The following is a 22,605-nucleotide window of genomic DNA, read 5'->3' as shown; positions in this document are numbered from 1 at the left end:
CGACGTCGCGCTGGGCCGTGTCCGAAGAATCCCGCCTGGCCCGCGGCGTCTGGTACGCGCGATCGCCGCGTTGCCGGGATGCCCGAGTAGCCCTGCTACGAGGGCATCCCGGCACCCTGCCGGCACGCACCAGACGCCGCGGGCCCTGCCCTGCGGGCAGACGGCGCCACTCCGGGCACGGCCTGGCTGCGGCGTGCTCGTCGATATCGGCCGCCACCGCTTTCGGCCGTCTCGTGCTCTCCGCCGGCCCCCGTCCGCACCCTCGTCGCGGCCGGGGGCCGCGGCCTGCTGGGCGCCACCGCAGCCGACGGCCGTCCGTCGCTCGCTACCAGCCGCTGAGGCGGGACACGGAGCCGAAGTCGACCTCGGTTCCGTAGCGGTCGGCGGCTTCGTCCATGCGGGCCCCGGCGGCCCGGCCGAGCGGGGAGTCGACGCCCAGCTCCGCCGCCAGGTCGAAGGCGTGGCGCAAGTCCTTCACCATGTAGCCGAGTTTGAAGCCGGCCTCGAAGTCCCCGGCCAGGACGCGGTTCGGATACAGGTTGGCGAGCTGGGCGTTGGCCCCACCGCCGCCCGAGGTGACGGCCTCGATCGCGGTACGGACGTCGACACCGGCCTCGCGCGCCAGGGCGAGTGCTTCTCCGGAGGCGGCAGCGTTGACGGCCACCAGGTAGTTGTTGAGCAGCTTCACCACGAGACCCGACCCGACGGGCCCGCAGTGGCGCAGCCGGTCCGGGTCGCCGATCGCGGTGAGGACCGGCCGCGCTCGCTCCACGGCCGCGTCGGCTCCGCCCACCCAGAACGCCAGCGCCCCGGCGCGCACGGCCGCGATCCCCCCGCCGGCGGGACAGTCCAGATAGTCCACGCCCAGCGCCCCGGCCAGGGCTGCCAGCTCGCGCGCGACCCGCGGGGAGTGGGTCGACATCTCCACGACGACCGCACCGGGCTTCGCGGCCGTGAGTATCTCCACGACGACCGCGCGGACCTCCTCGGAGTCGGGCAGCACGGTGCAGATGACGTCGGCGCCGTCGGCCGCGGCCGCGGGACCGCTCACCGTGTGCCATTCCGCCGGCAGCGCCGCAGGAACGCGGGACGAGACCACGACGTCGTGCCCCGCCGCGATCAGACGTTCCACCATGGGTGCCCCCATCAATCCGGCACCGACGAATCCCACGCGCATGGAAATATCCCTCTTCAGGTCGGCGATGGTGCCGACACAGTGGCTCGGCGCCTCGTCGGCGACGGTCTGGGCCTCCCGGGACTCGAGCACGTGTCCGGACAGCCACCGCAGCAGGCTGCGGCCGCCCTCGTTGAAGCGCAGGGACGGGTCGGAGAGCAGGATCCGCATCATGGTCGCCACGTCGCGCTGGGCTGGAGATTCGACGGACCGGGTCGCCGCGGGTGAGGCCGGCAGCTCCGTGGTGACGGCGGTGACGGTCGTGACGGGCCGACGGACGGCCGACGCCCGCGACACACGCGTCCTGCCCTGCGGCACCGGGTCCTCGCCGCGCAGCACCCGGGACCGTACGTCCGCGGCGGTGCCCAGAGAGATGCCCGCTTCCTTGGCGATCTGGCGCAACGGGGTGCCGGGCCGGGCTTTGATGAGCTCACTGGCGGACTTGCGTCCTTCGATACTGCTCAGGGGGCGGCGCTTGCCGTCTCGCCCGATCCGCACGTTCAGCGTGGTGTCGGCGGCGACGCTGTCCCGGCGGATGGCACTGATCGACTTGGCGGCGAGGCCGGTCGCCTCGGCGATGGCCCGGTCGGACCACTGGGGATGGGACCGCAGGATCCGGGTGGCCGCCGCCCGGCGGTCGGCGCGCGAGAGGGGGAGGCCGTGGGTGATGTTGAGACGCACGGCCAGCAGGAAGAGGTCCCGCTCGTCGCCGTCGACGAACCGTGCGTCGATGCGCTCCGCGCCGCGGAGCAGCGAGGCACGGACCCGGTGCATTCCGTCGACCACCTGCAGGGTGGGGCGGTGCACCACGATCGGCGGAAAGGGCTTGTCCGATTCCGCGAGCAACCGGACGTGCTCAGGTAATTCCGCCTGAATTCTCGGAGATTCTCTGGTGATCAGGGACGCGATGGGAACGGATTCGACCGCTATTCCCCTCATGTCGTTTGCGAGGCCTGGTGCTCCCATGTCGAAGCGGCCACCCATGGGTCTTCTCCTCTATTTTCTGACCTGCAGTGATATTGGAGGCGGAAAGAGTCAGCATTCCTTGATCTGCATGATCGGAAGATTACACGAGGCCCGTATGGGTGCAACAGGAATTTGATCGATGCTCAGAGAGTGAGACAAGATGGGCAAGTGCCGACAGTTGAACAAACCGGAGTTGAAAGCTCCGGATTGCCTCTGACCTGCGGCAATGTGTACGTCTAGGGCTGTATCGCGTTACGAAGGGGCCTTGAATTATCTCATTGGTCTAGACATCAAAGATTTCGATTGATAGTTTCTGGTGGGCAATTGGTGGGCAATTGGTGGGCGGAATCAAGAATGCATGCACGCGCGATATCGCAGAGCATTCGCACCGCCTGATCCGTGGATATGCGCGGTGGGCGGAAGTGAAGACATCGTTAATGTCTGATATGCGTCCCTCGCCTCCCCTCCGGCGGTCCGGCGACGCCGGCTCATCTCCTAGGCGGTCGAGAGCGAGAGGAATATGAAGGCATTCCTCCGGGGTCCGGGAGCATCCGCCGCACCGCCTCGCAGGCCGCCTACCGGACAACCCTGGCCCGCTCCTGCGACGTGCCGCAGCAACAACCTGCTTCGCACGCCGCTTTCCTGAGCGTTCATCAGCTGACCGAGGCCACGACTGCGCAGGAGCCGTGCAGGAACAGGGGACAGCGACAGCGGTCCGGAGGCGGGTGATGAGGTCGAAGTCGAGGACGGCGCCGCGGGTCGGCATGCGTGCGAACTGCCGAGCGCGACGGCCAGGGCGTCGGGAGCGGTCGCCGTCACGAGCGAGACCGCCTCATCCGGACACGCGGTCGGCACGCGAGGGGTGGTGGGGCGAGTCCCCCTCGCGTGCCGAAGGCGCGCGGCCGTCCCTGTCCACGGTGGATCGGTACTCGCGGCGCCGGGACCTTCGTGATGTGGCCGACCTGCTCGATGAACTGCGGCATCGGGTCCTCTTGCAATGCCTTCAGGGACAGCGGTACACGCTCGCGCACCAGGTCGACGTCGAGGATCTCGGCCGAGATCTCCTGGCCGACGGCGACCACGTCGGAGGGGTGATCGAAAGGCCGCCAGGACAGCTCGGGAATGTTGATCATCGCGATGAAGCCGCCGATGTCCACGAACGTCACACCGAAGCCGGCGATCTCCGTGACCGTGCCGGTGCAGATCCGCCCACGGCGAAGGGTCTTGAGGAAGGCCCAGTTCCGGTCGCTCGGCGTCGGCTCGGTCCTCCATCGCGCGCGCAGGACGCCGTCGCTGTCGGGCAGGACCGCGGTGAACAGCGGGTGGCGTTCGTCGAGAACCAAGGACAGGGCCATGGCGGCGCGGGCGCCTGCGACCCGGGCGGCGAGGTCCCTGTACTCGGACTCGTCGGCCATCGTGCTGGAGACGACCCCGTTCTCGTCCTCCCATACGAACTCCACCGGACCTTCGTCGGGGAGCGAGGCGAGGACCGCGTCGACATCGGTGGACAGGTCAGGCCAGACGGTCAGCTGGGCACGAGGGGTGAGCCGGGCGCGCACCGCATCGAGTGTGTCTTCGGTGAGGCGATGCCAGCGGGAGGCATTGTGGAGGTACCCCTCCTCCAGAATCGCTGCGTGCCGCATGGCGATGGACCAGCGCAGACGGGCCCAGAAGTCCTCGTCGGCGGGTCGCTGCACGCCGGGCTCGTCGAAGCCCGCGTCGTAGGGCGAGGCGTCCAGCCGCTCCGGGAAGAGACCGAGAGCCCGGACGTGGGAGACGGCGCGCTCGCAGGGCTTGTCGCTGCGGACGTAGACGTACTGGTCCCAACCGACCTCCACGACGAACCTGCCCTCCACCTCCAGACCGCACCGGGCGCCGTTGCCGCGGAGCATGACCCTGACCAGCTCCAGGCCGAGGGAGAGGGACACCTCGGCACCGTCGTGGAACCCGCTGAGATCGGGCGGGAAGTGTCCGGCAAGACCGTGGCCGGCGACCGTCGGTTCCACGCCGAAGTGGGCCAAGCCGGAGATCCCCGGCTCACGAATGGCCAGGCGGTCGATGCCGGTGTCCTCGGCGAAGGCGGCGATTGCTTGCAGGTATGCAGCCTCTACCGGTCCGTGGTCGCTGAGCGAGTCCTCAGCGCCGATGTAGCTGCCGTGCTCGTCGCGGTCGGCAGGGTCGTACTTGGTGATCCGGTAGACGAAAGGCGGCACGTTGCTCCCCGTGGTTGTCGACGATGCTCGCTCGGCGGTCGATCTCGTGATCGGGAGCGTAGGGCGGGGGCCGGCGCATCGCCGCCTTCGAGATCACCTTCTGCAAGCGGGATACCGCGCCGCATCATGCCGCATCAGGCCGAATCGATCAGCGCAACGGGAGCCGAAGCACCTGGAGGGTGAGGCGGCGCCCGGCGGGGGAGTCGTCGACCCGACGGCCGCGCTGGAGAAGCCGGTCGTCGGCGCCCGCGACCATCGAGGCGGCCGTGCACGCCTTGCCGGCACCGCAGCAGACGCTTCTGACGAGGACCGTGCCGAGAAGCGAGGGTGATGAGGTCCGTGCCGAGAAGGCGACGGCGCGGCGCCGGAAATACGCCTGAGGAGGAGACCGCCCCCGTAGGGACGTCACTGATGTCGGTGGACGATCCGGTGAAACCCTGATGCGAGCGTACGTGGGCCGCCACGATGGTGGCATGAGTGAAGAGGGCGTGGGGCCGGAGGGGCGGCCGGTGGTGGTGAGGGTTCCGGTGGAGCCGGTAGAGGCCGTGATGGAGGCCGATGCCCTTGACGCGGCGGCGCGCAACAGCGCCCTGGCGGTTCGGGGCCCGCTGTTCGGCGTGGCCTCGCAGGGCAAGGATGACGGGCGGCGGTGGCGGGTGGTCGTCGAGGTCACGCACGGCTGTCCGCAGCAGGCCCGCGACGGGCTGAACTCCCTGCTGTGGTTCCGGGCGAAGGACGAGGCGAAGAGCAGGCAGGAACGGCGTGCTCTGCTGGCGGCGGTCGCCCGGCTGGAGAACGAGTACGTCGACGAGCTCACCGTGCTCGACACCCGCTACCGCGTGGTGCGGGCCGAGGAGTACGCGGCCATCGACGCGCACGGCGATATCGAAACGCCACGGCCCACCGACCCCGACCCTCCGGCCCCCGACTGGAGCCCCGGCGCCGGCGCCCGCAGTCCGCGGGTCGACGACACCCTCGTCCTGGACCCGGACGCGCCCCTCTCCCCACTCCAGGCGGCGGAGCGCCTGTCCTTGCGCTCGCTGGCCTACACCGGGACCAGGTTCCCCACCCCCGTACTGCACGACTCCGAACGGGCCGTGGACAGTCACCCCGACGTGGTGCTCATGCCGGCGGCGTTCCTGATCGTAGAGAAGTCCGGCAACGAGCCCTGGACACCTGGCAGCGGCCTGCAAGCCACCCCCCACGACGCACGCCGAACCCTCGCCTTCGCCCTGACCTGGTGGGAACCGCGCAAGCGCGGCCTGATCCCCTACGAGGCCGACGCAGACGTCGACGCCCACACAATCGTCGCTGAGAACACCAGCCCCGCGGTCGGTGAACTGGCGGCGTTCGCCGAGGCCGCGGACCGGCTCCGAGCCGGCCGGCTCAACCAGGTCGAGGTCCACGGCACCGTCTCCCGGATCGCCCGCGCCCGCCGCCTGCTGCGCTGGGGCACCGACGGACCGGAAGGCCCACGCCCCTCCGACATCAACACCCACGCCCCCCAGGCCCTCCATCCCCGCCTCGACGAAGACGGCACCGTCCACTTCGAAGAGCCCGCAGAAGACGAAGCCGCCTCGTGAACACGGGCGCCCCGCACCGGAACTCAGGTGCGGGGCGCCCGTCGGCCTTCTAGTACAGGTTGCCGTACGCCTGGTAGCCGTAGCCGATCTTCACCCGCGAGCTGATCGCGGAGCCGGTGCCCGTGCCCAGGTATCGGTACAGGTCGCCAGCCGCGTCCACGGCGAGCAGGTCGGCCCGGCCGTCGCCGCTGAGATCGCCCGGCGCCACCAGTTTGGTGTAAGAGCCCCAGCCGCCGCCGATGTTCAGCCGGCCCGCGAACGGGGCCGTCGCGGAGCCCGTACCCCTGTACAGGAACAGCTTGCCAGAGCCGTCACGGGCCAGAACGTCCGCACGGCCGTCGCCGGTGTAGTCACCCGCGCCGAGGATCTGGTTGTACGCGCTCCAGCCGTCACCGACCCGGATGCGGGAGGCGAAGCCCGTACCGGTGCCGTTGCCGCGGTACAGGTACAGGACACCGGACGTGTCACGGGCCAGGAGGTCCGACTTGCCGTCGCCGGTCAGGTCACCGGGGCCGACGAGCCGGTTGTAGACCTGCCAGCCGGCGCCGAGGTCCTTGCCGTTGTTCCACAGCCGGCCCTTGTAGACCCCCAGGAGGTCGGGGAGCGTGCCACCGTCCAGCGAGTAGACGAGCGAGAGGTTCGCGCCCGCGTAGCCACCGGTGTCGCTCACCTGCTCGCGGGCGGCGAGCTTGCCGTTGTTCAGGCCGCGGTGCCAGAACAGGGTTCCGGCCTTGTCGCGGGCGATGAACAGGGTCTTGCCGACGGACGGAACGTTACCCGCCCCACCGAACTGCTCCGCCCGGTTCCAGGCGCTGCCGGTCTGCGCCCGCGACGTGAACGTCCCGTTGCCGCGGCCGTAATAGGCCCACAGGGTGCCGTTCAGGTCACGTGCGAACACGTCGGCGTGACCGTCGAGGTTGCGGTCGTCGACAGCGATGACCTGGTTGTAGACCTGCCAACCGGTGGCGAGTGCCCTGCGCGGCTTGAACGGCGCCGACTTGTTGCCGGTGCTGCCGTAGAAGTACACCTGGCCGGAAGGGGTGCGGGCGAGCAGGTCGCCCTTGCCGTCGCCGTCGTTGTCGCCGAGACCCACGAGCTGGTCGTACGCGCCCCACCCGGGGCCCACCTTCACACGGCCGGCGAAGGGCGCCGTCACCGTACCGGTCGAACGGTAGAAGTACAGGTCACCGTTGTACTGGCGGGCCATGACGTCGGCCCTGCCGTCGCCGTCGACGTCACCGGGCGAGAACACCTTGTTGTAGATGTTCCAGCCGTAGCCCGTCCAACTGGGCGTGCCGGTGGTGGTGGAGGCGTCCGAGTACAGCCGCAGCGCGCCGTTCGCAGAGAGCGACAGCACCTCGGGCTTGCCCGTGCCGTTCTGGTCGCCGAGCGGGACGAGGTCGAGGTCGAGGAACGAGCCGGCGGTGGTGAACTCGACGTGCTCCCCGCCCGAAGACGGCGCGACGAAGGTGAAGCCGTTCCGCGTGCGGTGGATCAGGTCGGTCTTGCCGTCGCCGGTCACGTCGAAACGCGGCTTCGAGCCGGCCGTCGCCTCAGCGGTACGGGCCATGCCGTCCAGCGCCGACACGTCGAGCGTCGGCACCACCGACGTCTCGGTCAGCGGCAGCTCCAGGACGGGCCGAGGAGCCGACTCGGCAATGGCGGGCGACGCCAGCAGCATGCCGGCAGACAGGACGAGCGCGGTGCAGGTGGCGACGTGGCCGGCATGCCCAGAGAACGTAGAACGCAAAGATCCCCCTGGGGAACGTGAACAAGAACCGGAACCGGAACGGGGGTCCGCGAGGCTTCGGCACGGCCACCGAGACGGGCACGTACGTAGGGAGGCCCCCGGATGTGTAGGCGGAGTGTACTCACCGGAATGATCTATAGAACAAGTGACTTTTTGGAGTCCGTGAGATCCCTCGGATCCGCCGTGCCTCCCTCAGGCGTGCATCCGGATCAAGACGGCCGCGAGAGACGGGAGGTCAGCGCGAGCATCGCGGCGACGAAGCGTCCGGGTAGCGACCCGGTCACGGCATCGTAGGTTGGGCACCAGGCGCCGAACGCCGAACTGGCCTTCGATGTTCTGTCCGCCGGACTCCAGCGTCGCTGTACGACTTCGCCGCTGTCGGCCCCCTTCACCGAGTTCCACCCCCGCTCAGTGGTGTGTGGTGGGATGGCAGGACTGCGTCGTTCCACCGCCAACGCCGTGGCAGCAACGGCGGGAGGCCCACAGGCTTTGACCCTGGCACGCTACGCGCGCAGGAACGAAGTCGAACGGCTGATCAACCGGTTGAAGACCTACCGGGCCGTGGCCACACGCTTCGACAGGAGGGCGTACGTCTTTCACGGCACCGTGACCGTTGCCGCTGCGCCTTTGGCTCCGCCTCCGACTCGCCGGACAATCCCTGATCGAGGACTGCTCGGGATTCAGGGGTTGAGGATCAGGCTGGTGGCATGGTCGAGAACCTCGGCCCGGGTGCGCCCTTCATGGTCGGCGGCGAGGGAGTGCTGTCCGATCGCCATGCAGAAGGCGATCAGGCTGCGGGACTCGACCTCGTCGGGATCAGAGCAGAAGGTGCCGATCATCTCGCGCAGCAGGGCCATACGCCGGTTGTCCACCCGCCGCAGGCGCTCGGAGACCGCCTGGTCACGCCGGGCCCAGTCGCGGACCGCGAGGTCGATGGGAAGCAGCCGGTCACTGGAGAAGGTCAGCACGCCCGCGCGCCGGATCTTGGTCTTGGGGTCGCCGCCCTCGCGCTCGACCCGCTCGATCACCTCGTCGGTGCTTTCCCGCTCCCAGGTGTCGAGCATCGCTTCCAGCAGAGCGTCGCGGTGGTCGAAGTATCCGTAGAACCCGCCCTTGGTGACGCCGAGCCGCTTCGCCAGCACCTCGACCCTGACGGCGTCGGGACCGCCGTCGGCCAGTGCTCGCAGGCCTTCCTCCACCCATCTGTCGCGCGGTGTCCGGGGAGCGCCCACGATGTGTCCCACCTCACTCATCCACCGAATATACGCAACCGTACATTCGATCTAGTCTTACTTATACGCAAGCGTATAACGCCTGCGGCGATCCCGAGCGAAGGAGAGCATCATGAAGATAGGAATGGTGGCGTACCACTATCCGCATCCTGCCCACCGTGATGAGTTCATCTCGCGCGTCCACCAAGTCCGCGAGGTCATGCTGCGCACACCGGGATGTCTCTCGGGTGAGTGCTGGGTGTCCGGCGACGCAGTGATCTCGATCGTGCAGTGGGAGTCCGAGGAAGCACGGATCGCGGCGCTCGCCGCCGTTCAGGAAGCAGGAGTAGACGTCACCTACGACGAGCGGGAATCGCGCCCCCGCACGATCGTTCCGCTCGAGGCGGCCTGACCCACTCCACCACCTGCCGGGGCCCGTCCGGCGGCGGATCAGGCCGGAGGGGCCGCGGCGGATCCGCGGCGGGCTCCGATGCTGGGATGTTCAGGAGGGTCTTGCGGGTGATGCGCAGGTTTTCGCTCTCCGCGTCGAGTTCGCCGAGGCGGGCGGTGAGGTCCTCGATGGACGCGCGGAGCTGCCGGGCCTGGGCAGTGCAGACTCGCTGGCGTCTTTGTCCCTGGATGACAGCGCAATTCCCAGGAAGGTGAAGGACGTCGCATGCTGAAGCAGGGCCCCGAAATCCGGGGGCGGAGACGAGTGCTTACCGGAACGTTGCCAAATGTGCCCCGGTGGGCGCGGATTTCGGCCCATCTTGTGCCCATCGTCACACTGCCTTCCGGGCTGTGGCGGATCGCTCTGGTCGCGGGGCTCCCGGTGGACAACAACGGCCCCCTTCTCTGGTGGGAACCGGTGTACATCACCTCGCTGACCCTCGTCTCTGAAGGCATCGCGCTGCTGACACTCGGTCTCATCCAGCCGTGGGGTGAGACCGTGCCCCGCTGGATCCCGCTGCTGGGCGGACAGCGGGTCGCCCCATTGGCAGCTGTTGTACCGGCGCTGCTCGGTGCGGCAGCCTTGATCGCAATCACGACCTACGGCGGACTCGTTGCCATCTTCGGCTCCAACCCCTCCATGGGTTCGTCAGCTAAGGACTGGTTGCTGGCTGTCTGCTACGCACCGCTGTTGGCCTGGGGCCCGTTGGTGGCTGCAGTCGCCATCTCCTACTACCGCCGTCGGCGCGCTCAGGCGTGACAACCACTTCACAGGGCGATTCGTGAACGTCCATTTCCGGGTGAGACTGGGGCAGGGCTGCTGGTAGCGGTGCTCGGTCGGCTACTGCTTCCTGGTGAAGCTGCCGGCATCGACCTCTGTGAGGACGTCGAGCTTGACCAGGCGTTTCAGCTTGGCGCGGGTGCCACCCTCTCAGGGCTGACATGCCCAGGGGTTGCCCCGCTCTGGCCGTATCATTCACCGGGTCCATCTCAGCGGTGCAGCGGAATTCTGCCACTCCGGATCATCCTGGCGAAGTCGTCCAACAAGGTGTTGGCTCTCTGCAGCGCAGTCCGGCTGATTCGGCTCTGGGGTGTGTCCAAGGGACCTGTCGCCCTGTCTTTCGGTGGCTTCGCTGCGTCGTAAACCGGTTTGCATTCGAAGGCGGTGAGCTGCGCGGTGCCCAGGTGGTCAAAGATCTGCTGCAGCGAGGTCGGCCGCCCTTGGGCTTCCAGACTGGCCCACAGGTCAGACGCTGCCCTCGCACACGCCTGGATGTGCTCGTGCAGCGCAGCCCGCGCCGCCGCTCTTTTGATTTCCGGGAGCCACCAGGAGACGTTTTTGGTGAATTCGAAGGCAAACCTAGCCCTGACTTGGGACGGTAGATCCGCTGCACGGATCCAGTAGAGGTAGTCCTTGATGTGCCGGATCACCGCGTAGCCGTTACTGAGAACGGGTACCTGCGTGTTGCTGCGCTGACCCACGGCTGCCGCGGCGGCCTCCTCGGGCAGCCCGCGGTAATCGCCTTCCACCGTGGTGCCGTTCACGAAGACCACTTCGTTCGGTTCCTCCACTTCCACCCAGAACACCGCGTTTGAGGTGTTACGGATGACGGTGCAGGCCCCGTTCGGGTCGGAGAACGCATCGTAGTCATTCTCCCTTCCCGAGGCCTCGGGAAGGGGGACGCTCGCCTGCGGACAGTGCTGCTTCCACGTATCCGAAGGTGCAGTGGAATGCGAGGGGATTCCTGTGAGGGGCAATGCGATCGCCGTAGCGGCGATCAACGCAACGGGCCGGCCTCTAGCGACCATCATCGACACGGCTCCCGCCTAGGCAGGCCCCGAGCTGTCAACTCCAGAATCCCCCCGGCGCCCCTTTGCAACGTGTGTTCAAACGGCTGGCTGTGGACGGGGGAAAGCTCGCAAGAAAAGCCAACCGGGCGGCGCGCAGCTCACATTGATGCAGAGGGATGAGGCCGATGGTCTGAAGGCGGACGTTGGGCCGACGAACGGCCATGAGGCTCCGCCCCAGTACGGGGGGCGGAGCCTCTGCGCGTTGGAATCGGAATCCGCCGCGCACGAGTCCGTTGGTGGCCGGTCCACGGTGACCAGCCCCTCCTCCTGCCCACCTCACGGGCGGCCGGCGGATCCGCTCCAGGAAACGGCGACGTCCCGGAGACGGAAACGTGGCCACCACCCACAGCCTGGAACGCCACAGGCCACGGTCCCGCAGCATGAAGCGATCGCACGCCCCGGGTGCCGGCGGCACGCACGTGACCGTACCCGGTCAGGTACAGACGAACGTGCCCGGCGCCGGACTTTCAGCGGGCCCACCGGGCAGGTAACCCCGCTTGAGCACGCCAGTGGTCTGCGTCGTGGAGATCGGCCAGCCATCCGGTCGGACGTTCGGCGCCGGCACGGAAGACCTCGGGCAGTGAGGTCTCCTCGTCGGCCACGAGCCTGAGGGCGTCGACGTCATGGGTGGCGTGATCGGTGTCGCACCAGCAGGCCACGTTCACCGCCCCACCGACCGCGAGCCGGCCCAAGTCTGTCCACACCGGCTGAAGCAGTAACTCCAGCCGTTCGCCCCCTTCGGCGTGCTCGATGACCGCCGGCCCGAGGATGATCGGCGTCGTCGGCTGCGTGCCCGGGACGGCGGCATGCTCCGGGAACCACTCCCAGTCCGCCGGGCCCCTACCGGTACGAGCTGCGTCGACCCTGCGGGCCACCTCGTTCAAGGCGTCCACTCCGGCAGGCGACAGGACAGGGAAGAGCGTGGTCAGGGGGACGTCGTCGACGGCACCTCGCAAGGGTTGAGCATCCCTCCTCCGGCCAGCGGAATGAACCTTTCCCAGGTCTCCCGTAGGAGATTCGACAGCCTGACGCCCAGCAGACTCAGCACGTCCATCGGGGCGGTGATGGATCCACTGTCAGGGAGGCGTGTCGGGGCGGCGCTGAACCAGTCGATGCGCGGTGCTGTCCCGGCAGCCCATGGCGGTCGCCGTGAAGGCGCACGGTCGGTGTCACGGCTTCGACGCGTGGGGGAAGGGCTTGAGGACTGCCGCCGAAGCGAGCGTCGTGAATCGGTCGTACTGAACGACCGGTCGGTAAATCTGACGCGTCCTTGCGCAGGCCGGCAGTTGCTGCGGGGCTGGAGAGAGCGGGTTCGGATACGCGGCGGAGCCGTTCGGAACCAGGGCTGACCTGCTGAACATTCATTCGATCACCGGCATGTGGGTGGAGGTGTCCGGATAGTGACCGCGAAGATGCGGTCGCTCTGTGTGTCAGACACACTCCGAAGCGCGAACGGGGTGGTGATCCGAAGGTAGATGCCGCCTCAACCATTCGAATCGAAAGCGAGTCTCCGTCATGCTTCGTCGTTCCGTCGCGGTCTCCGCGTCCGCTCTCCTGTGTCTCGCCGGCACCGCCGGTGTCGCGGAAGCCCGGACCGAAAGCCTGTACGCGCCCTCCGCCGTCGTGTTGAGCATCAGCAAGGGCACGGACACGAGTTCGGCCACCATCCTGCGGGCGGTCACACTCAGCTGCGCGCCGACCGCCGGCGGAACGCACCCCGCCCCCGAGGCCGCCTGCGCCGAGCTCAAGGCCACCTCCCAGGACGGCGCCTTCACGGGGCTGCTGGCCTCACCGGAGCCGGACCGCATGTGCCCGCAGCTCTTCGACCCCGTCACCGTCACGGTGGACGGAGTGTGGGAGGGGTCCCGCACGTCCTGGCAGTACACCTTCGCCAACGCCTGCACCATGGGCGTCTCCCTGAACGGAGGGGCGGCCTTCGCGTTCTGACCGGCTCAGATGGGCCGCACGGGGGCGGCGACAGCCGAAGGCGAGCGGGGGTTGAGGACGGCCCGCCCCGGTGCCGGACGTGGCCACCGCGGACGGACCCGGCGCGGAGGCGCCGACTGTCAGTCGAATCCCGGTGGTCTGCGGGCACTGGGGGCTTCGGGGCCTGTGGCAGGGGCAAGGGCGCCGGGCTGCCGGTTCCGGACCAGCGCGGGGGTGCATGAAGCGTGCGGCAGGCGGGGCAGATGTCGTGATCGTCGGCGCGGGAGTGCTCGGCTGCTCTCTCGCCTTCGTGGTCGGGAATGGCTCGCCGAGCCGCCGGCCGCCGAATCCCGGATGCGCCCCCGCTGGCCGGTGCCTGGCCCGAGACGCTGGCACAGGCCCACTGGCAGCGGATGGCGGAGGTCTACGCGCAGCAGCCGCCGGGATACGTCCTGCCACCCGAACTCGCAGCGCTCGGCTACGAGCCAGAGCCGGAGCTCCTCAAACTCGTCACCGACCACGTCGACCGCATGCACCGCGCCCAGGACGGCCCCCGCGACGAGAAACGCGTGGCCGATCTCGGTATTCGCCCGGTTGGCTTCGTTCATTTCAACCGGCTCTGGCTCAACTCCTTGAGTCAGAGCCCTTCAACCGACAGCGTCTGTTCATGGGTTCCGGCGGCGTCCACCGGCAGCAGTGTCGCCGTCTCGGCGGCCCTTCTCGCCGACGTGTGCCGGAGATCCGTCCTGATCGTTCAGCCAAAAATGCGCCGTGCCGCGTGCGGCAGACGTGACACCATTCGATGTCATGGCAGACAAAAGTGGTAGCGCGTTTCAGGCAGGCCAGACCGGGCTTATCGTCCGGATCCCCGAGGCAGAGTCCGCCGTCCGAGGGTGGCGCGAACAGTTGGACCCCTCAGCACAGGCCGGGGTTCCAGCACATGTCACCGTGCTCTACCCGTTTCTCGACGAGAGCCGCATGGATTCGGGCGTCCACTCCGCGCTCGCGGACGTGATGGGAAGCCACCATGCCTTTAACCTGCGGTTCGAGAGATGTGGACGGTTCCCGGGGGTGTCGTATCTCGTTCCCGAGCCAGACGTTCAGTTGCGGCAGCTCACCCAGGCGATCGCTGATCGATGGCCCGAGGCACCTCCGTATGGCGGGCGGTTCACCGAGTTCGTCCCGCACCTGACCATCGCTCAAGGCCAGCAAGATGCTGTACTGGAGAAGATCGAAGCCGATCTCGCCGACGGGCTCCCGTTCACCTCTCACGTCTCGTCGGTCGAACTCATCGTGTACGACGGCACGAAGTGGCAGGAAAGAGCGTCATTCGCCCTCTCGGAATGAGCACAGCCTGAAGCTCCAGCTAGCTAGCTATAAAACTGTCGGACGTTGGTTACGCATGGGTCTCCGGCCGTGACGGAGATCTGCCATGCCCCCTTCGCTGCAACAGCAGCAGGACCGCCAAGCCCAGCACCGCTTGGCGGTCCTGCGCCATGTCGAGGAAGTCACCGGGAACGTAGCGCTTACCTGCCGCTACTACGGCATCAGCCGCACCTGCTTCTACAAGTGGCAGCGCCGCTACCAGGACGAAGGCATCGAAGGTCTGCGGGACCGCTCCAGCAAGCCGCACCACTGCCCTCACGCCACCGATGCTGACGTCGTCGACAAAATCGTCTACTTGCGGCGGCACTATCACTTCGGTCCGATGAAGATCAAGATGTACCTCAAGCGGTACCACGACATCGACATCGCCTGCTCAGCCGTCTACCGCATCCTCAAGAAGCTCGGGATGAACCGGCTGCCGGCCTCCCAGCGCTACAAACGGCATGACAAGCGCTACACCCGCTACGAGAAACAGCTGCCCGGCAATCGGGTCCAGATCGACGTCAAGTTCATCGAACCGATCGGCCTTCCTGAGCAGGCCCCCGCCGCGGCGCCGGTGACCGGGACCCCTCCGAAACGGCGGCGCCGGGCGAAGTACTACCAGTTCACCGCCATCGACGACTGCACCCGCCCGCGGGTCCTGCGGATTTACCCGCGGTGCGACCAGAAGACCGCCGTCCAGTTCCTGGACTACGTCCTGGAGCGGCTCCCGTTCCGCGTCGAGGTCATCCAGACCGACAACGGCGCGGAGTTCCAGTCCGTCTTCCACTGGAACGTGCTCGACAAGGGCATCGCCCACACCTACATCAAGCCCGCATCCCCGCACCTCACCGGCAAGGTCGAACGATCGCACCGCATCGACGCCGAAGAGTTCTACCGCATGCTCGCCGGCGTCGTCATCGACGACACCGGCGTCTTCAATGACAAGCTGCGAGAGTGGGAGGACTACTACAACTACCACCGTCGCCACGGCGCCCTCGGCGGCCAGACACCCTACGAACGCCTCAAGCAGAAAGCTCAGACCCCGGTGTAACCAAGCTCCGGCAGTTGCACAGCTAGTGCTTTGACCGGGAAGGTTCGCCGGGTTGGTGGTCGTGGCGGTTGGATGTGCGGTGACGTCCGTCCGTCCGATCGCTGGGGGTGTGGTGGCTGAGCCTGTCTGTGTGCGCAGGTTGACCGACCAGGAGGGGCAGAAGCTGCAGCGGATCGTGCGCCGGGGCAGCACCAGTTCGGTGCGGTACCGGCGCGCGATGATGCTGCTGGCCTCGGCCGGTGGGAACCGGGTCCCTGTGATCGCGCAACTGGTCCAGGCCGCGGAGGACACCGTCCGCGACGTGATCCACCGGTTCAACGAGATCGGCCTGGCATGCCTGGACCCTCAATGGGCGGGAGGCCGTCCCCGCCTTCTCAGTCCTGACGACGAGGACTTCGTCGTCCAGACGGCCACCACCCGTCCGACCAAACTCGGCCAGCCCTTCACCCGCTGGTCCATCCGCAAACTCGCCGCCTACCTGCGCAAAGTGCACGGCCGCGTCATCCGGATCGGCCGTGAGGCGTTACGAGCCCTGCTCGCCCGCCGCGGCGTCACCTTCCAACGCACCAAGACCTGGAAGGAGTCCCCGGACCCCGACCGTGACACCAAGCTCGACCGAATCGAGCACGTCCTGGACCGCTTTCCCGGCCGCGTCTTCGCGTTCGACGAGTTCGGCCCGCTCGGCATCCGCCCGACCGCCGGATCGGGCTGGGCCCCTGCCGGTCGCCCTGAGCGACACCCGGCGACCTACCACCGCACTCACGGCGTCCGGTACTTCCACGGCTGCTACTCAATCGGCGACGACACCCTGTGGGGCGTCAACCGTCGCAAGAAGGGTGCCTCGAACACCCTGGCCGCGCTCAGGTCGATCCGCGCGGCCCGCCCTGACGGCGCCCCGATCTACGTCCTCCTGGACAACCTGTCCGCTCACAAGGGCGAGACCATCCGGCGCTGGGCCAGGAAGAACCGGGTCGAGCTGTGCTTCACCCCGACCTACGCGTCCTGGGCCAACCCGATCGAGGCCCACTTCGGGCCGTTGCGACAGTTCACCGTCGCGAACTCCAACCACCGCAACCACACCGTCCAGACCCGGGCTCTGCACGCCTACCTGCGCTGGCGCAACAAGAATGCGCGTCACCCGGACGTCCTCGCCGCCCAGCGGAAGGAGCGCGCTCGTATACGCAGCGAGAGGGGCATCCGCTGGGGCGGCCGCTCCCTCCCCGCGCTTGTCTGACCCCTGGTCGGGGCGCGTCTGCTACGGAGCCAGACTCGCCCGGACGAGACGGAATGCGGCCGCCGGGTCAGCGGCACGAGTGACCGTCCGGCCGACGACGACGTGCGAGGCCCCAGCGGTGATCGCCGCACGTGGTGTCCCGGGACGGGCGTGCTCGGCCGGGGATTCACCAGGCAGCGCGACTCCCGGAGTGACGATCAGGGCGTCGGGGCCCAGGGTGCTGCGCAAGGCCGCAACGTCCTGCGGCGAGGCGATCACGCCGTGGCAGCCGGCCTTCTGCGCGAGGCGGGCCAGCCGGAGCACCTGCTCATCCACCGTACCGCCGACACCGATGTCAGTAAGATCCGCGTCGGTCATGCTGGTGACCACGGTCAAGGCAAGGATGCGCAGTCCGGGGAAGTCGCGGGCAGCGTCGACCGCGGCGGACATGATGCTGATGCCGCCCATGCCGTGCACGGTGACCATGGACACGCCCAATGCTCCCGCGGCGCGAACTGCCCCGGCAACCGAGTTCGGGATCTCGAAGAGCTTGAGGTCCAAGAAGAGCTCCTTGCCTCGTGCAACAAGGTCCTTGATGACTTCCGGCCCCGCTGCGGTGAGCAGTTCCAGGCCGACCTTGTAGAAGCGGCACTCGCCGCCCAGCTGCTCAACAACAGCATCAGCGGTTGCACGGTTGTCGCAATCCAAGGCGACGATGATCTGGCTTCTCGGATCCATCGGGACATTGTGCCGCCCCCTTCACACGGCCAGTTACCGGGGTCGACCAACGCCAACCCGGTGATCGTTTCCGGTCACGGCACTAGCTGGCTTAAGTGGCTGTTGTTGTTCCGTACTTGAGGAGTGCTGGTCGAACGGGAGTCACCTGAACTCCCGACCCGACCGCTCCTCCTCCGCCGTCGTGACCTCCGCGTCCATCACATCGAGCGGCAGCATGACCGCGCGCACCGGGTGGACGTCACGTCGCTGAGGTGCCCGGCCGCGCGGCGAGGCCAGGGCACCCACAGGCACGACGCCTGGCGTATCGCCACCACCAGCGTCCTCGCAGCAGTGCGCAGTTTGTCACCCGAGCGGTGGGAGGCGAGGACGTCCGCAATGGCCAACCGGCGGCGACTGTGAAAATCGCTGTCCGATCACCGGAGCACGGTGATAGACATCCGGCGTGGAAAAGAATCTTGACTTCCCTGACCTGTTGCGACTGATCGATGAACGGTCGACCGCCTTCCGTGCCGTGGTCGCCGCCGCGCCCGGTCTCGACGCGCAGGTGCCGTCCTGCCCTGGGTGGACGCTGTTCGATCTGGTGAAGCACCTGGGCGGGGGAGACCGCTTCTGGGCCGCCATCGTCGGCGCGGGGTCCGCCGACGGGCCCCCGGCCGAGGCCGTCGCCGCGCGCGCCGCGCTGGAAGTGCCGCAGGAGCGTGAGGCCCTGCTGGCCTGGCTGGACGCGTCGACGCAGCTTCTGCTGGGCGCCCTGCGCGCGGCGGGACCGGAGAGCGGTTGCTGGACGTGGTGGCCCGCGTCACAGTCACCGCAGACCGCCGGCGGCACCGCCCGGCACCGGGTCCAGGAGACCGCGGTGCACACCTACGACGCCCAGCTCGCCGGGGGCGCCCCGCAGCCGCTGCCCGTCGAGCTGGCACTCGACGGTGTGGAGGAGTTCCTGTTCACCGTCTGCGCAACGCCGAGTGCCTGGCCGCACAAGCCGACGGCCTTCGACTTCCACGCCGCCGAGGGCCGCTCCTGGCGCCTCACCGTCGACGGCGACGGCGCACGCACCACCCGCATCCCCGCGCCCACCGCCGCGACCGGCGAGGACTCGGACGCAGCCGGCGCCTCCGTCCATGGCACGGCCAGTGAGCTGGTCCTCTACTTGTACGACCGGATCCAGGCCGACTCCTTGCACGTTGACGGAGACGCAGGGCTTCTCGACTTGCTCCGCGCCTGGGAGCCGGAGGAGAAGTAGGACGTAGCGTGGGCGGTTGGCCGCGCCTCGAGCCGGTAGGACACGACTCTTCCCCAGGTTCGTCAGTCGCGGCACCGGGCTCAAACCCGCGAGGCGGCCTCGGGCGTCACCAAGCCGACCGTCTACCTGGAGGGCAGTGCGTATTTGGCCGTCCCAGCGATCACGAGAAGCGACGCGACTGCCGTCCCGATCTCGTCGAGAAGTCAGTCGATCGGGTGACTGCGGCGGCTGCCGTGCATGAGAGCGGGGCCGCTTGGTAGCTCGAAGAGGGTCGAAGCCAACGTGCGGTCCAGGAGGCCCTGTTGTCGCATTTCTACGCCAACGCGGGAGTGGGCTCCACTTCGGCCACTCTCGCGTGTGTGACTGTCTGGCTCACAGGTTCGGGAACGCCAGAGACCACGGGGCGCGCGAGCGTCGGTATCCCACCGACATGTCGGACGCCGAGTGGGCGGTGGTCCGGCCACTGCTGCCGGTGCCGGGCTGGCTGCGGGCCCGGGGCGGGCAACCGGAGGCTTATTGCCACCGCGCGATGCTGGACGCGATCCGCTACCTGGTCGACAACGGCACGAAGTGGCGGGCCATGCCTGCCGACTTCCCACCGTGGGACCGGGTCTCCGCGTTCTTCCGGCGCTGGCGCAACCACGATCTGGTCCGCGAGTTCCACGACCGGCTCCGCCGCCTGGTCCGCGAGCGGGCTGGGCGGGACTCGGAGCCGGGCGCGGGCGTGATTGACTCGCAGTCGGTCAAAGCGGACGCGGTCGTCGGCTCTGACAGCCGCGGCTTCGACGGCGGCAAGCTGGTCAACGGGCGCAAGCGGCACGTCGTGGTCGACTCCCTTGGCCTGCTGCTCGCGGTGATGGTCACCGCAGCGGATGTGGGCGACCGCGCCGCGGCCCAGGTTCTGCTCACCCAGGTCACTGCCGCGCACCACCTGCTGGCCTTGGTCTGGGCCGACGGCGGATACACCGGCAGCCTCGTCGAGTACTCCCTCGCGGCCCTCGCCCTGGTCCTCGCCATCGTCAAACGCAGCGACGACATGCGCGGCTTCGTCGTGCTGCCCAAGCGGTGGATCGTCGATCGGTTCTTCGCCCACCTGATGCGAAGTCGCCGTCTCGTGCGCGACTTCGAGCGTTCCATCGCCAGCGCGGAGGCGATGGTCTACTGGTCGATGACGATGCTCATGACCCGCCGCGGCCCGGCCACGTCCTTCGCGAGCGTGAATCGGCCAGGTGCCGGCTCGATCAGCCAGCCGCGCGCCGTCAGCCGCTTGGCCTTCGATCGCAGTGCCTCCACCTTTCCCGGTACGGGGTCCAGGCCGAAGCAGGCGGCCATCTCCTGGCACGTCAACGCTCCTTGAGCGAGTCGGATACGGTCGCTGAGGGCCTGCAGGATGCGCTGGTGGTCCACCGACAGCGCCGACCAGGCCAGGCCCGCGCGCCACACCGGCACCACTGTTTTCGGCTTCGCCGCCTCCGCCGGTTCGAGCCGCGCCGGTTGCACACCGGGAGCCGGCAGACCTCGGAGGCGGCGGGGCCGACGACGGCGTCGTTGCCCGGGGCCAGTACCTCGCCAACGCGTGAGCGGGCGATGACCCACTCGTTCCACTCCCGCTCAGCCACGGCCAGCTCCGCCTGGAGGCGGTCGCCGTCCTCCCGCAGATCGTCGACACGACGGCGAGCGGTGAGCTCACGCTGTTCCAGCAGTCCCACGACCGACGGCATCCTCGACCTCCACCACAGCAACGACACGACACGTCACCATTGCCACAAGACCGCCGACCCTATGCCTGACCAGCGAGAACGCAGTCCTCAAGCCCGGAAGGACAACAACCTCTAAGCCCGTCCTTCTTGGCCGAGGAGTACGACGGACTGGCCTGCATTGCGGTCTCGTCCGGGTCCCGCCCTCTCCCAGCCTCATGAGTCCTTTGTCGACACCACCGGATTGGTTGTTCACGAGGAGGCGGCTCTGGCTCAACTCCTGCGGCGCGGCGCGGTTGCCTGGCAGGGGCCGGCCTGCGAGCGGGGGAAGCGGCGGCTCAGCGCGTTGCGCAGCGTCGGGCGCCGCTGCGAACTGAGGCGCCGGGGTATTCGGCACACCATCCCCGGTTGTGCGGAAGTCCGTCGACCATACGCTCGGCGCCAAGGAGCCCTTGCCGTCTGCCATGGCCGGCCATTCCTGGGTGCGGACGGCGCGGGCGTAGCAGACGGCGGCGGACTGGATCTGTGCGCGCTGGGCCTCGGGCGCGTATTCGGCGGTCTCGACGAGCTGGTCGAGGGCTCGGGCCTCGCCGCGTGAGGCGACTTCGGCCTTGCCGTAGGAGCCGTTGGCCGTGACCAGGACGAAGGCGAGTAGGAGGACCGTCAGGGTCAGCAGTGGGCCGACCGGGTCCTTCACAGCCATGCCTGTGTCGTCGTCCTCGCTGAGCAGCCGGGGCCGCAGCCAGCGGTTGGCGGCGAGACCCGCGAGCAGGGCGAGTACGGCGACGATGATGACGACGGCCACGGGTGGCCACCTCCGGGGGACGGCGAGGGGAGTCCCGATGCGGGTGGTCCCCGGTGCGGGTAGTTCCCTCGTGATCATGGCCATCGTGTGAGGTGCCGGATCCGCAGAAACGTTCGCTCGGCCTCGTACCAGGGACATTCTGGTGCCAAACGGGCTAGGTGCTGTCTGTCCGGCGGATCATGCTTCGAGGCAGTGGGGCCGGAGGTCGTCGAGGTAGGAACGGTCGTCTTTGAAGCTGCGTCAGACGGCGGCAGGGGGTTCGGGTCCGTCAGCGTGAGTGCTGAGGGGATGGGTGGCGACGAGGCCGTCAGGGTGAGTGTTGAGGGGATGGGCGGTGACGAGGCCGTCAGCGATCTCGCTGTGCCAGCCGTCGGTCGGTGAACAGACACACCTCACGCTTCCGTCCGTTCGACGGTACGCGGGGCGGCCGTTGTGCTCGCCGTCACGTTCGAAGGGGTAGCGGAGCCCGTCGCTGTGGCGCACGAAGGTGAAGGATGCAAGTGCCGTCATGCCTTCGGCACCGCATGAGACGGCGCTGTCGATGGCTACGGAGTTCTGGTGCGGCCAAGCTCGGAGCTCATCTCGTGGTCGGAGACTGGTGCCGCGCGCCGCCACCATCGCCGGCGCTGCACGGCACCGACGGGGCGAAGTCATCGTCAGGCTTCAGCATCTCGCGGACGGCCTCCGCAAACTCGCCCAACGGCTCCACGAGGGCGTTGCCCGCTTCTCTCTTGCGTTCGCCCCACGAGTTGACGCTGTTTTTTGCATTCACGATCCCAGCCACCTGGCCGGCAGAAAGGCCGGGGACCGTCGACAAAGCCTGCGGGCACGCCTCAACGGTCGCCGCTGGATCATTAAGGACAGTGTGGGCCGTCGCAGCGGCCGTCACTCCGCTGTGGAGCAGCTCTACAAAGGCCCTTTCGGCATGGGCGACTGGACCGAACACAATGGCGGTCTCCACGACGCCAGATGCGCAATCCATCACCGCTTGGGCTGCATTCCTGACGCCCCTGGGCGCTTTGGGTTCAACCTCTGCGTTCCGCAAGGCCATCAACCGAAAAACGGCCCGCACTTCGCCGAGCAGAGCTGCAACATCCGGCTCCTGGTAGTGGCGTTCGTCCGTCCGCGCCGTCTCACGGACGCTCCGGATGAACTCGGCGGCCTGACCTGCCGAACAGTCCAGAGAGCGGCACGCGCTGCGCACACCGACCTCGGCCGAGCCCTCGGCCCCGACGAGCCGTGCATCGACACCGACGACTGCCGCTGCGGCGAATGCGGCACCTGCCGACACGACCACTGCGGATTCGCGGCCGCCTGGACGACGAAGGGTCCGATGTCGTGAAAGTGCCCCGATCCTGAACCCTCA

At 68.2% G+C, this 22,605-nt stretch carries 20 protein-coding genes and 1 pseudogene; 12 read left to right on the top strand and 9 right to left on the bottom strand.

Features of this window, described 5'->3' with window-relative positions; genetic code table 11:
- Positions 1-325: 325 nt before the first annotated feature.
- Entirely contained in the window at positions 326-2,113 is a 1,788-nt protein-coding gene (locus tag OG514_RS33210) for an NAD(P)-binding domain-containing protein (RefSeq protein ID WP_266902255.1), read from the bottom strand.
- A gap of 842 nt (positions 2,114-2,955) precedes the next feature.
- Positions 2,956-4,353, bottom strand: a complete 1,398-nt coding sequence (locus tag OG514_RS33205; protein ID WP_266901173.1) for a S1 RNA-binding domain-containing protein — start codon at positions 4,351-4,353, stop codon at positions 2,956-2,958.
- A 473-nt stretch (positions 4,354-4,826) separates the two neighbouring features.
- Here OG514_RS33205 and OG514_RS33200 point away from each other — a divergent pair, with 473 nt between their 5' ends.
- On the top strand, positions 4,827-5,936 hold the full coding sequence (locus tag OG514_RS33200; RefSeq protein ID WP_266901172.1) for a DUF5954 family protein: 1,110 nt from the start codon (positions 4,827-4,829) through the stop codon (positions 5,934-5,936).
- Between the two features lie 49 nt (positions 5,937-5,985).
- On the opposite strand, the gene OG514_RS33195 is transcribed toward OG514_RS33200, so the two are convergent.
- Positions 5,986-7,617: a VCBS repeat-containing protein gene (locus OG514_RS33195; RefSeq protein WP_266901171.1), complete on the bottom strand. Its 1,632-nt coding sequence runs from the start codon at positions 7,615-7,617 to the stop codon at positions 5,986-5,988.
- 515 nt (positions 7,618-8,132) lie between these two features.
- Here OG514_RS33195 and OG514_RS33190 point away from each other — a divergent pair.
- Positions 8,133-8,377 (top strand): annotated as a pseudogene (locus OG514_RS33190) (IS5/IS1182 family transposase); the annotation flags it as partial.
- Here OG514_RS33190 and OG514_RS33185 read toward each other — a convergent pair.
- Complete coding sequence (locus OG514_RS33185) at positions 8,367-8,939, bottom strand: TetR/AcrR family transcriptional regulator (protein ID WP_266901170.1); 573 nt, start codon at positions 8,937-8,939, stop codon at positions 8,367-8,369. The pseudogene OG514_RS33190 and the gene OG514_RS33185 overlap by 11 nt on opposite strands.
- 91 nt (positions 8,940-9,030) lie before the next feature.
- Between OG514_RS33185 and OG514_RS33180 the strand changes: the two genes are divergently transcribed.
- Both OG514_RS33180 and OG514_RS33175 read left to right on the top strand, forming a co-directional pair.
- Positions 9,031-9,309 (top strand): antibiotic biosynthesis monooxygenase, encoded by a 279-nt coding sequence (locus OG514_RS33180; RefSeq protein WP_030766880.1) that lies wholly within the window; start codon positions 9,031-9,033, stop codon positions 9,307-9,309.
- 264 nt (positions 9,310-9,573) lie between these two features.
- Complete coding sequence (locus tag OG514_RS33175; protein WP_266901169.1) at positions 9,574-10,107, top strand: hypothetical protein; 534 nt, start codon at positions 9,574-9,576, stop codon at positions 10,105-10,107.
- A 230-nt stretch (positions 10,108-10,337) separates the two neighbouring features.
- Here the strand turns inward: OG514_RS33175 and OG514_RS33170 are convergent, their stop codons facing one another.
- Together OG514_RS33170 and OG514_RS33165 are read right to left on the bottom strand one after the other, a co-directional pair.
- Positions 10,338-11,165, bottom strand: a complete 828-nt coding sequence (locus tag OG514_RS33170; protein ID WP_266901168.1) for a hypothetical protein — start codon at positions 11,163-11,165, stop codon at positions 10,338-10,340.
- A gap of 500 nt (positions 11,166-11,665) precedes the next feature.
- A complete protein-coding gene (locus OG514_RS33165; RefSeq protein WP_266901167.1) occupies positions 11,666-12,091 on the bottom strand; it encodes a hypothetical protein in 426 nt (141 codons plus the stop codon).
- 622 nt (positions 12,092-12,713) lie between these two features.
- Between OG514_RS33165 and OG514_RS33160 the strand changes: the two genes are divergently transcribed.
- From OG514_RS33160 to OG514_RS33140, 5 genes are all read left to right on the top strand, one after another.
- Positions 12,714-13,145: a subtilase-type protease inhibitor gene (locus OG514_RS33160; protein WP_266901166.1), complete on the top strand. Its 432-nt coding sequence runs from the start codon at positions 12,714-12,716 to the stop codon at positions 13,143-13,145.
- A 299-nt stretch (positions 13,146-13,444) separates the two neighbouring features.
- Positions 13,445-13,951: a hypothetical protein gene (locus OG514_RS33155; RefSeq protein WP_266901165.1), complete on the top strand. Its 507-nt coding sequence runs from the start codon at positions 13,445-13,447 to the stop codon at positions 13,949-13,951.
- Positions 13,932-14,471: a 2'-5' RNA ligase family protein gene (locus OG514_RS33150; protein WP_266901164.1), complete on the top strand. Its 540-nt coding sequence runs from the start codon at positions 13,932-13,934 to the stop codon at positions 14,469-14,471. Before OG514_RS33155 ends, OG514_RS33150 begins: the two co-directional genes overlap by 20 nt.
- Before the next feature lie 85 nt (positions 14,472-14,556).
- Complete coding sequence (locus OG514_RS33145; protein ID WP_266901163.1) at positions 14,557-15,543, top strand: IS481 family transposase; 987 nt, start codon at positions 14,557-14,559, stop codon at positions 15,541-15,543.
- Positions 15,544-15,655: 112 nt separating this feature from the next.
- Positions 15,656-16,777, top strand: a complete 1,122-nt coding sequence (locus tag OG514_RS33140; RefSeq protein ID WP_323181670.1) for an IS630 family transposase — start codon at positions 15,656-15,658, stop codon at positions 16,775-16,777.
- 21 nt (positions 16,778-16,798) lie between these two features.
- Here OG514_RS33140 and pyrF read toward each other — a convergent pair whose 3' ends face one another.
- On the bottom strand, positions 16,799-17,494 hold the full coding sequence (gene pyrF, locus OG514_RS33135) for an orotidine-5'-phosphate decarboxylase (protein ID WP_266901161.1): 696 nt from the start codon (positions 17,492-17,494) through the stop codon (positions 16,799-16,801).
- A gap of 141 nt (positions 17,495-17,635) precedes the next feature.
- The gene (locus OG514_RS33130; RefSeq protein ID WP_266901160.1) at positions 17,636-17,785 is read right to left on the bottom strand and encodes a hypothetical protein; all 150 of its coding nucleotides are present in this window, start codon (positions 17,783-17,785) and stop codon (positions 17,636-17,638) included.
- 151 nt (positions 17,786-17,936) lie between these two features.
- On the opposite strand from OG514_RS33130, the gene OG514_RS33125 reads away from it, so the two are divergent.
- The gene (locus OG514_RS33125; RefSeq protein ID WP_266901159.1) at positions 17,937-18,737 is read left to right on the top strand and encodes a maleylpyruvate isomerase family mycothiol-dependent enzyme; all 801 of its coding nucleotides are present in this window, start codon (positions 17,937-17,939) and stop codon (positions 18,735-18,737) included.
- A gap of 430 nt (positions 18,738-19,167) precedes the next feature.
- The gene (locus tag OG514_RS33120) at positions 19,168-20,094 is read left to right on the top strand and encodes an IS5 family transposase (RefSeq protein ID WP_266901158.1); all 927 of its coding nucleotides are present in this window, start codon (positions 19,168-19,170) and stop codon (positions 20,092-20,094) included.
- A gap of 329 nt (positions 20,095-20,423) precedes the next feature.
- Here the strand turns inward: OG514_RS33120 and OG514_RS33115 are convergent, their stop codons facing one another.
- Positions 20,424-21,239 (bottom strand): hypothetical protein, encoded by an 816-nt coding sequence (locus OG514_RS33115; protein ID WP_266901157.1) that lies wholly within the window; start codon positions 21,237-21,239, stop codon positions 20,424-20,426.
- A gap of 508 nt (positions 21,240-21,747) precedes the next feature.
- On the opposite strand from OG514_RS33115, the gene OG514_RS33110 reads away from it, so the two are divergent.
- Complete coding sequence (locus OG514_RS33110; protein ID WP_266901156.1) at positions 21,748-22,581, top strand: hypothetical protein; 834 nt, start codon at positions 21,748-21,750, stop codon at positions 22,579-22,581.
- Positions 22,582-22,605 lie beyond the last annotated feature (24 nt).

This window comes from Streptomyces sp. NBC_00572 (genome assembly GCF_026341815.1).
Classification (GTDB): domain Bacteria; phylum Actinomycetota; class Actinomycetes; order Streptomycetales; family Streptomycetaceae; genus Streptomyces.
Note: the sequence above shows the minus strand (reverse complement) of the source record. Positions and strands in the feature narration are given on the sequence as shown.